This is a genomic window from Zobellia galactanivorans, from assembly GCF_000973105.1.
In the GTDB taxonomy this organism is placed as follows: domain Bacteria; phylum Bacteroidota; class Bacteroidia; order Flavobacteriales; family Flavobacteriaceae; genus Zobellia; species Zobellia galactanivorans.
Genome location: NC_015844.1, coordinates 5,514,471 through 5,521,712 on the forward strand (window position 1 = coordinate 5,514,471; position 7,242 = coordinate 5,521,712).

Genomic DNA, 7,242 nt, shown 5'->3' on the forward strand with positions numbered 1-7,242 from the left:
CATAAGCTATTGCACCATACTCAAGAACTCCCCTTCGGTAACGATGGGCACGTTCAAAGATTCCGCTTTCGTTCGTTTACTAGGCCCCATTTTATCGCCCGCGACCAAATAAGCGGTCTTTGACGATATGCTCGACCCGACCTTGCCCCCATTAGCTTCGATTATCTTCTTGAGTTCGTCTCGGCTGACCGTCTCGAAGACCCCGGAAACCACAATGGTGAGTCCTTTTAATTTATCCGTCTGGTTTTCCAACTGTTCTTCGGAAAGGGAAAATTGCAACCCATAGGCCTTCAATCGGTCTATAATTTCACGGTTGGCCTCATTACTGAAAAACTCCACCACTGAATTTGCGATACGTTCACCGATCTCGTCTACGGAAACCAAACTTTCTACAGAGGCCTCCATTAAGGCGTCTATATTTTTATACGCCCTTGCCAATTTCTTGGCCACGGTCTCCCCTACAAAACGAATCCCCAAGGCAAAAAGAACGCGTTCAAAGGGAATCTTTACCGAATCGGCCACACCTTTGACCAAATTCTCGGCAGATTTCTCGGCCATGCGTTCCAAAGGCAAGACCTGTTCTTTGGTCAAAGTATACAGGTCCGCATAATTTTCGATTAGGCCTTCCTTATATAGCAGTTCTACCGTTTCACTCCCCAGCCCTTCAATATCCATGGCCTTTCGGGAAATAAAATGTTGAATTCGCCCTGTAATTTGGGGAGGGCAACCATAGTAGTTTACACAGTAGTGTTTGGCGTCGCCTTCGGTTCTCACCAGCTCCTCATGACACTCGGGACAATGGGTAATATATTCGGTTGGTTTTGAATCTTTTGGTCTTTTGGTAAAATCCACACCAACGATTTTAGGGATAATCTCCCCTCCTTTTTCCACAAAAACCGTATCCCCTTCACGGATATCGAATTTGGCAATCTGGTCGGCATTGTGCAACGAAGCCCTTTTTACGGTAGTACCCGCCAAAAGCACGGGCTCTAGATTGGCCACGGGCGTAATGGACCCCGTGCGGCCGACCTGATAGGTGATTTCGTTCAAGAGGGTAGAAACCTGCTCAGCCTTAAATTTATAGGCCATGGCCCAACGAGGGGATTTTGAGGTAAAGCCCAACTCTTCTTGATGCTGGATACTATTGACCTTCACCACTACCCCATCCGTTTCATAGGGCAGGTCGTGGCGCTGGGAATCCCATTGATTCACAAAGGCCATCACTTCATCGGTTGAACGGCAAAGTTTGGCCACTTCAGGGACTTTAAATCCCCACTCCCTTGCTTTTTCGAGCATCTGCCACTGCGAAGCTATTCCGGTGTCTTGCCCTACAATACTGTACAACAAGCAATCTAAAGGCCTTTGGGCGACCGCTGCACTATCTTGCAGCTTCAAACTTCCCGAAGCCGTATTTCTAGGGTTCATATAGGGGTCCTCCCCATTCTCGACACGTTCGGCATTCATTTGTGCGAAACCTTCAAAAGGCAAAACAATTTCTCCGCGAATATCGAACTTGGAAGGGTAATCGCCTTTTAATTGAAGTGGTACGGACTTTATGGTCTTTACGTTGGTAGTTACATCATCACCCTGAAAACCATCGCCGCGTGTTACCGCCCTTACCAATTTACCCTCTTCGTAGGTAATACTGATAGACGCCCCGTCGTACTTCAGTTCACACACAAATTCCACTTGGGTACCGCCCAAGATACGCTGCATGCGTTTTTCCCAGTCCTCTAAGTCTTCCTTTGAATACGAGTTGTCGAGCGAGTACATCCGCTCGTTATGTACTACGGTCTCAAAATTTTTGGTAACCGCACCCCCTACGCGCAAGGTTGGTGAACTTGCATCGTAAAACTCGGGATACTGGGCCTCAAGCGCCTGTAATTCCTTTAATTTGATATCGAACTCATAATCGGATATAGTGGGATTATCAAGCACATAATAATTGTGGTTATGCTCTCGCAATTCTTGCCGAAGGGCCTCTATTTGTTCTTTTATCTGCATTGTATAGCTCAGTGTTTCTGTAATCTTATTTTGGGCTTTCCTAGGATTTTCGGAATGACATTATCCCAAGACTCCCTTTGTCATACGGTCATTTCCGAATATATCTTTTCGGACCTCAATTTCTAAAAAATTATGCTCCCGCAAAAGTGCTGCCGTTTCTTTTGCCAAATATTGGTTGATTTCAAAAAAAAGCTTCCCCTTTTCCACAAGGTTGTGCTGGGCAAACTTGCTTATAGCATCATAAAAAACCAGTGGGTTTTCATCGGAGACAAACAACGCCAAGTCCGGTTCGTGCTCCAAAACGTTTTTCTGCATCTCCTGTTTTTCAAGCTCTCTCACATAGGGTGGATTAGAGACTATAATATCATATCCCCCGGGCCGTCCGTCATAATTCAAGATATCGGCATGGATAAATCTGAGCTCTACCGAGTTCGACCTAGCATTTCGTTTAGCCATTTCCAAGGCTTCCCCCGAAACGTCCAAGGCATGAACCTCGGCTTCAGGCAATAGTTTGGCCAAGGAAATAGCAATACACCCACTACCCGTTCCGATGTCTAAAATCCGTAATTTTCGTTTTTCGCTAGTCAAGCCCCCTCTTACCTCTCCTACGACCCAACGCACCAACTCTTCGGTTTCAGGCCTAGGAATAAGCACCTTTTCATCGACCTCGAAATCGAGATCCATAAAACTTGTCTTTCCTATAATATATTGAACGGGACGTTGCAGCCTGAGTTCGGACAAAGCCTCAAAAAGAGGTTGTTCCTCTTCTTTTGTCAAGGTCAAATTCGGCTGTATGGCCAGAACGAAGCGTTGCAATTGAAGATAATGTTCGATCAACAGATAAAAGAAGCTATCTACTTCCTCTTTGGGATATAGGCCGTCTAACTCTTTGTGGTAAATATGCTTTATTTCTTTTAAGACCATTCCTTTCTTACGTCAACATTACAATTTAGCGAGCATATATACAGGACATGAATAATGCCCCGTATCGCCCATGGGTTCGTCAATGTATTCAAATCCCATTTTTTCATAAAGCTTTTGGGCCGCCTTCATATAGGGCATGGTTTCAAGGTAGACCATCTCAAAATTAAATTCCCGGGCCTTTTCCAAACATATCTGCAGCATTTTTGAACCGATTCCGCGCCCTCGGGCCTCCTCCAAAAAGTACATTTTCTGAAGTTCACAGATATTATCCTCACAATTATCCAATTGGGCCACCCCGGCGCAGCCTAATATCTTGTCATTTTCCTCTACCACAAAATACGCGGCCCTTGGGCGATCGTAATTCTCGAACATACTATCCAAGGTAACATCGGCATAAGCCGTACCCACCTTAGGAGCCCCTAAATCCACTAAAACCTTGCGAATCAGTGCGGCCACCTGCCCGTTGTCCCCTTTTCTAATGTTCCGGATGTTCACTGCCCCCATTACCAATAAATAAAATTCTATTTTTACAGCGTGAAGATACGTAGAAATGTGCGTATGTTAAGTGTCTAAAATTCCACGAACAAAGCCCATGTCAAACAACAAACCCCTAGCAAAAAATACTTTTTCAACGGATGAAAGCTATATGCTCCGCTGTTTGGAAATAGCGAAGAACGGCTTGGGAACGACCGCCCCGAACCCTATGGTGGGCGCGGTAATTGTTTACAAGGATCAAATTATCGGCGAAGGTTATACCAGTCCCTACGGAGGACCACATGCCGAAGTGAACGCCATAAACTCAGTAAAGGACAAAGCCCTTCTTAAGCGGGCTACCATTTACGTGACCCTTGAACCCTGTTCGCATCACGGAAAAACCCCGCCCTGCGCCGACCTAATCGTGAAACACGGCATACCCAAAGTCGTTATCGGACTAATAGACCCCCATTCGAAAGTGGCCGGAAAGGGTATAGAAAAACTAAAAAAGGCGGGCATCGAGGTCATTAGCGGGTGTTTGGAGATAGAATGCCGTAGACACCACCGTCGCTTTCTGAGCTTCCAAGAAAAAAAACGTCCTTATATTATACTGAAATGGGCCCAGACAGCGGATGGTTTTATCGCCCCAAAAAAAGAAGCGCGTAACACCAAGCCCGAACCCTATTGGATTACCAACCCCTATTCGCGACAATTGGTCCATAAATGGCGAAGCGAAGAGCAAAGCATATTGGTAGGAACAAATACCGCACTGGAAGACAATCCTAAACTAGACGTCCGCTCGTACACGGGCAAAAATCCAATACGTATCGTACTTGACCGTAACCTAAAAATCGACAGGACTTTTCACCTAATGGACGGAAGCACGCCCACCTTGGTTTTAACCGATACGACCAAAACTATTGAATCGAAAAAAAACATAAGGTATCTGCATCTTGATTTTAACGGAAGCATCGTCGAACAGTTATGCCATATCCTCTACCAAGAAAATATCACCAGTGTTCTGATAGAAGGCGGCAGCCAAACCCTACAAAGCTTTATTGATTCCGGTTTATGGAACGAGGCCCGTATCTTTATCGGCAGCACGCATTTTAAAACAGGGCTCCCAGCACCTAAGTTTACGGGTGAAATTATCAACACAAGGCGGATCGGCAGCGACACCTTAAAAGTATACAGCAATGATTAAGAACATTATTTTTGACTTTGGCGATGTATTCATCAATTTAGATAAGGGCATTATATTCCGGGAGATGGAAAGGTTTGGGGGAACTATTGACCTGACCCCTGAAATGGCCGAGCTAAACAATATGTATGAAATCGGAGGCATATCTACGGAAGAATTCATTGCCCGGCTTCAGTCCCAATACCCCAAGGCAAGTGCTTCGGAAATCAAGAACATATGGAATTCGATGTTGCTCGATTTTCCGGAAGAACGTCTAGAATTTATAGAACAACTGGCCAAAGAAGATGAGTACCGTCTTTTCCTATTGAGCAATACCAATGCCCTGCACATTACGCATGTAGAGCAAAAAATGGGTTCGGACAGATACTATCGGTTTAAAAATGCCTTTGAAAAATTTTATCTTTCCCACGAAATCAAGTTGAGAAAACCGAATACCGAGATCTACCAGTTCGTTTTAGACGAAAACGGACTCAAGGCCGAGGAGACCTTTTTTATAGACGACACCAAGGAAAACACCGAAGCCGCCGAAAAAATAGGGATCAACTGCTGGAACATTCAAGTAGGAAAAGAAGATATCGTACAATTGAAACCGAAACTTTAAGATGACCTCACTTGCCCTGAGCATACTGGCCTCGAGCCTCATCTTTATTATCTTCAAGCTATACACCCGCTTCAAGGTCAATACACTATTTGCCATTGTCACCAATTATTTTGTAGCCTGTGGAGTAGGACTTACCCGCTACCAAGGTGAGACCAACCTATCTGAAATACCACAAAAACCTTGGTTTTTGGGCACGTTTATCTTAGGCATCCTATTTATAGCCGTCTTTAACCTAATGGCCGCCGCCTCTCAAAAAGTAGGGGTTTCCGTTACCTCCGTAGCTACTAAAATGTCTTTTGTTCTACCGGTTATTTTCGGCATTCTGGTTTATGGTGAAGAACTGGGACCACTTAAAGTTGCCGGAATAGTACTGGCCCTTGCCGCCGTCTATTTTACCTCTATAAAAGAACCGGTAAGAAAGTTCAAAAAAACAGCCCTACTCCTACCCGCTTTGGTATTCTTGGGTTCGGGCATTATCGACACCAGTTTAAAATACATTCAAGAAGTACACATCAAAGAAGAAGACTACCCCCTTTTTTCGGCGACCGTTTTTGGTTCGGCAGCCTGTATAGGCCTTTTGGTCACCATTTATAAGATGGCGGACCTTCGTTCTCAATTCAACCTGAACACCTTATTGGGCGGCATAAGCCTAGGGGTGGTCAATTATTTTTCAATTTTCTTTTTATTAAAAGCGCTACAGAACGACACACTCAACAGCGCATCGATATTTACAATAAACAATGTGGCCATAGTCATGTTCACCACCATTTTGGGAATTATTTTGTTCAAGGAAAAGATAAGTCCCAAGAACTGGAGCGGTATTGCCCTGGCCATAACCAGCATCATATTAGTAGCTTTTGGCTAATGGAGAACACAAACGATACATACAAGACCCTCGGAAAGCCCTCAGAAGAAGTCCTGTTTAAAGAAAAGAAAAGCAAGTTTTACGGCTATGCCTATCCCATAGAAACCGAAGCAGAGGTAAAGCCCATAATCGAATCCCTAAAGAAAAAGCACCACACGGCCAACCACGTCTGTTATGCCTGGCAAATAGGTATTGAACAATTGAGCTATCGCGCCAATGACGACGGGGAGCCCAATAATTCGGCCGGCATGCCCATATACGGACAAATACAATCTTTTGAGGTAACCAATACCCTGGTAGCCGTTGCCCGTATTTTCGGAGGCACCAAGTTAGGCGTAGGCGGATTGATAAGTGCCTATAAGACCGCGGCAAAAATGGCTTTGGAAAACGCTGATATTATACAAAAAATAGTACAGGAACAGTTCAAGCTCAAATTTGAATACGCCCAAATGGATGTGGTCATGAGAGTCATAAAACAAAAAAACCTGCAGATTGTCTCCCAAAAAATGGAAATGCAATGCGAACTGGTGATTTCGGTCAGAAAGCAAGATGTCGCACAAGTAAAAGAGATTTTTGTAGGAATTTACGGAGTTGAACTAACATAAGACTACAAGCTTATTGTTTAGCAGGGGCAGCTCATGCCGAACCGTTAATTCGATATGCCAAATTTTTACAAAAACGAGGAAAAACAACTTACTTTTTTTCTCTTTTTTCTATGAGTTCCAAGAGGTATTTCGGACACCGAATAGGGCGTTTCGTCTTCATGTCCATGAATGCCAAAACGGTGCTTGCCTCAACAAGAATTTCCTGTTGTTCATTGTAAATTTTATAGTCAAATTCTATCTTGACGGAAGGCGTTTTTTTGAGCCTCGTTTCAACGCTGATCAGCTCATCATAAAAGGCCGATTTTCTGTAGTTGAGCGACAAGGAAACAACTGGCAGCATAATACCGTTTTCTTCCATTTTTTTGTAGGAAATACCAGTATCACGTAACCACTCGACCCTTCCCATCTCCAAGTATTGCGCATAATTCCCGTGATACACCACTCCCATTTGATCCGTCTCCGCATAACGTACTCGGAAAGAAATTTTGTTAAAATACATATATTATCGTGTAAAAATTATATCTTTAAAAGATTTCGATTTATTGCCTTTGAACATGCGAAAAAAAAA

The 7,242-nt window shown here is 44.1% G+C and carries 8 protein-coding genes; 4 read left to right on the forward strand and 4 right to left on the reverse strand.

What is annotated here, in order from left to right; genetic code table 11:
- Positions 1–6: 6 nt before the first annotated feature.
- Genes ligA through ZOBGAL_RS22470 form a run of 3 tightly spaced genes read right to left on the reverse strand, consistent with a single transcriptional unit; the run spans position 7 to position 3,432 of the window.
- On the reverse strand, positions 7–2,004 hold the full coding sequence (gene ligA / locus ZOBGAL_RS22460) for an NAD-dependent DNA ligase LigA (RefSeq protein WP_013996098.1): 1,998 nt from the start codon (positions 2,002–2,004) through the stop codon (positions 7–9).
- 60 nt (positions 2,005–2,064) lie between these two features.
- On the reverse strand, positions 2,065–2,928 hold the full coding sequence (gene prmC, locus ZOBGAL_RS22465; protein WP_013996099.1) for a peptide chain release factor N(5)-glutamine methyltransferase: 864 nt from the start codon (positions 2,926–2,928) through the stop codon (positions 2,065–2,067).
- An 18-nt stretch (positions 2,929–2,946) separates the two neighbouring features.
- Positions 2,947–3,432, reverse strand: coding sequence for a GNAT family N-acetyltransferase (locus ZOBGAL_RS22470; protein ID WP_046287657.1), 486 nt, complete (start codon positions 3,430–3,432; stop codon positions 2,947–2,949).
- An 88-nt stretch (positions 3,433–3,520) separates the two neighbouring features.
- Between ZOBGAL_RS22470 and ribD the strand changes: the two genes are divergently transcribed.
- The 4 genes from ribD to ZOBGAL_RS22490 are packed head-to-tail and all read left to right on the forward strand — an operon-like array spanning position 3,521 to position 6,674.
- On the forward strand, positions 3,521–4,606 hold the full coding sequence (gene ribD, locus ZOBGAL_RS22475; protein ID WP_013996101.1) for a bifunctional diaminohydroxyphosphoribosylaminopyrimidine deaminase/5-amino-6-(5-phosphoribosylamino)uracil reductase RibD: 1,086 nt from the start codon (positions 3,521–3,523) through the stop codon (positions 4,604–4,606).
- Positions 4,599–5,204, forward strand: coding sequence for an HAD family hydrolase (locus tag ZOBGAL_RS22480; protein ID WP_013996102.1), 606 nt, complete (start codon positions 4,599–4,601; stop codon positions 5,202–5,204). The genes ribD and ZOBGAL_RS22480 overlap by 8 nt, the downstream gene beginning before the upstream one ends.
- Position 5,205: 1 nt before the next feature.
- Positions 5,206–6,069, forward strand: coding sequence for an EamA family transporter (locus tag ZOBGAL_RS22485; RefSeq protein WP_013996103.1), 864 nt, complete (start codon positions 5,206–5,208; stop codon positions 6,067–6,069).
- Entirely contained in the window at positions 6,069–6,674 is a 606-nt protein-coding gene (locus ZOBGAL_RS22490; protein WP_013996104.1) for an IMPACT family protein, read from the forward strand. Before ZOBGAL_RS22485 ends, ZOBGAL_RS22490 begins: the two co-directional genes overlap by 1 nt.
- A gap of 88 nt (positions 6,675–6,762) precedes the next feature.
- On the opposite strand, the gene ZOBGAL_RS22495 is transcribed toward ZOBGAL_RS22490, so the two are convergent.
- A complete protein-coding gene (locus ZOBGAL_RS22495; RefSeq protein ID WP_046287659.1) occupies positions 6,763–7,173 on the reverse strand; it encodes an acyl-CoA thioesterase in 411 nt (136 codons plus the stop codon).
- Positions 7,174–7,242: the final 69 nt, after the last annotated feature.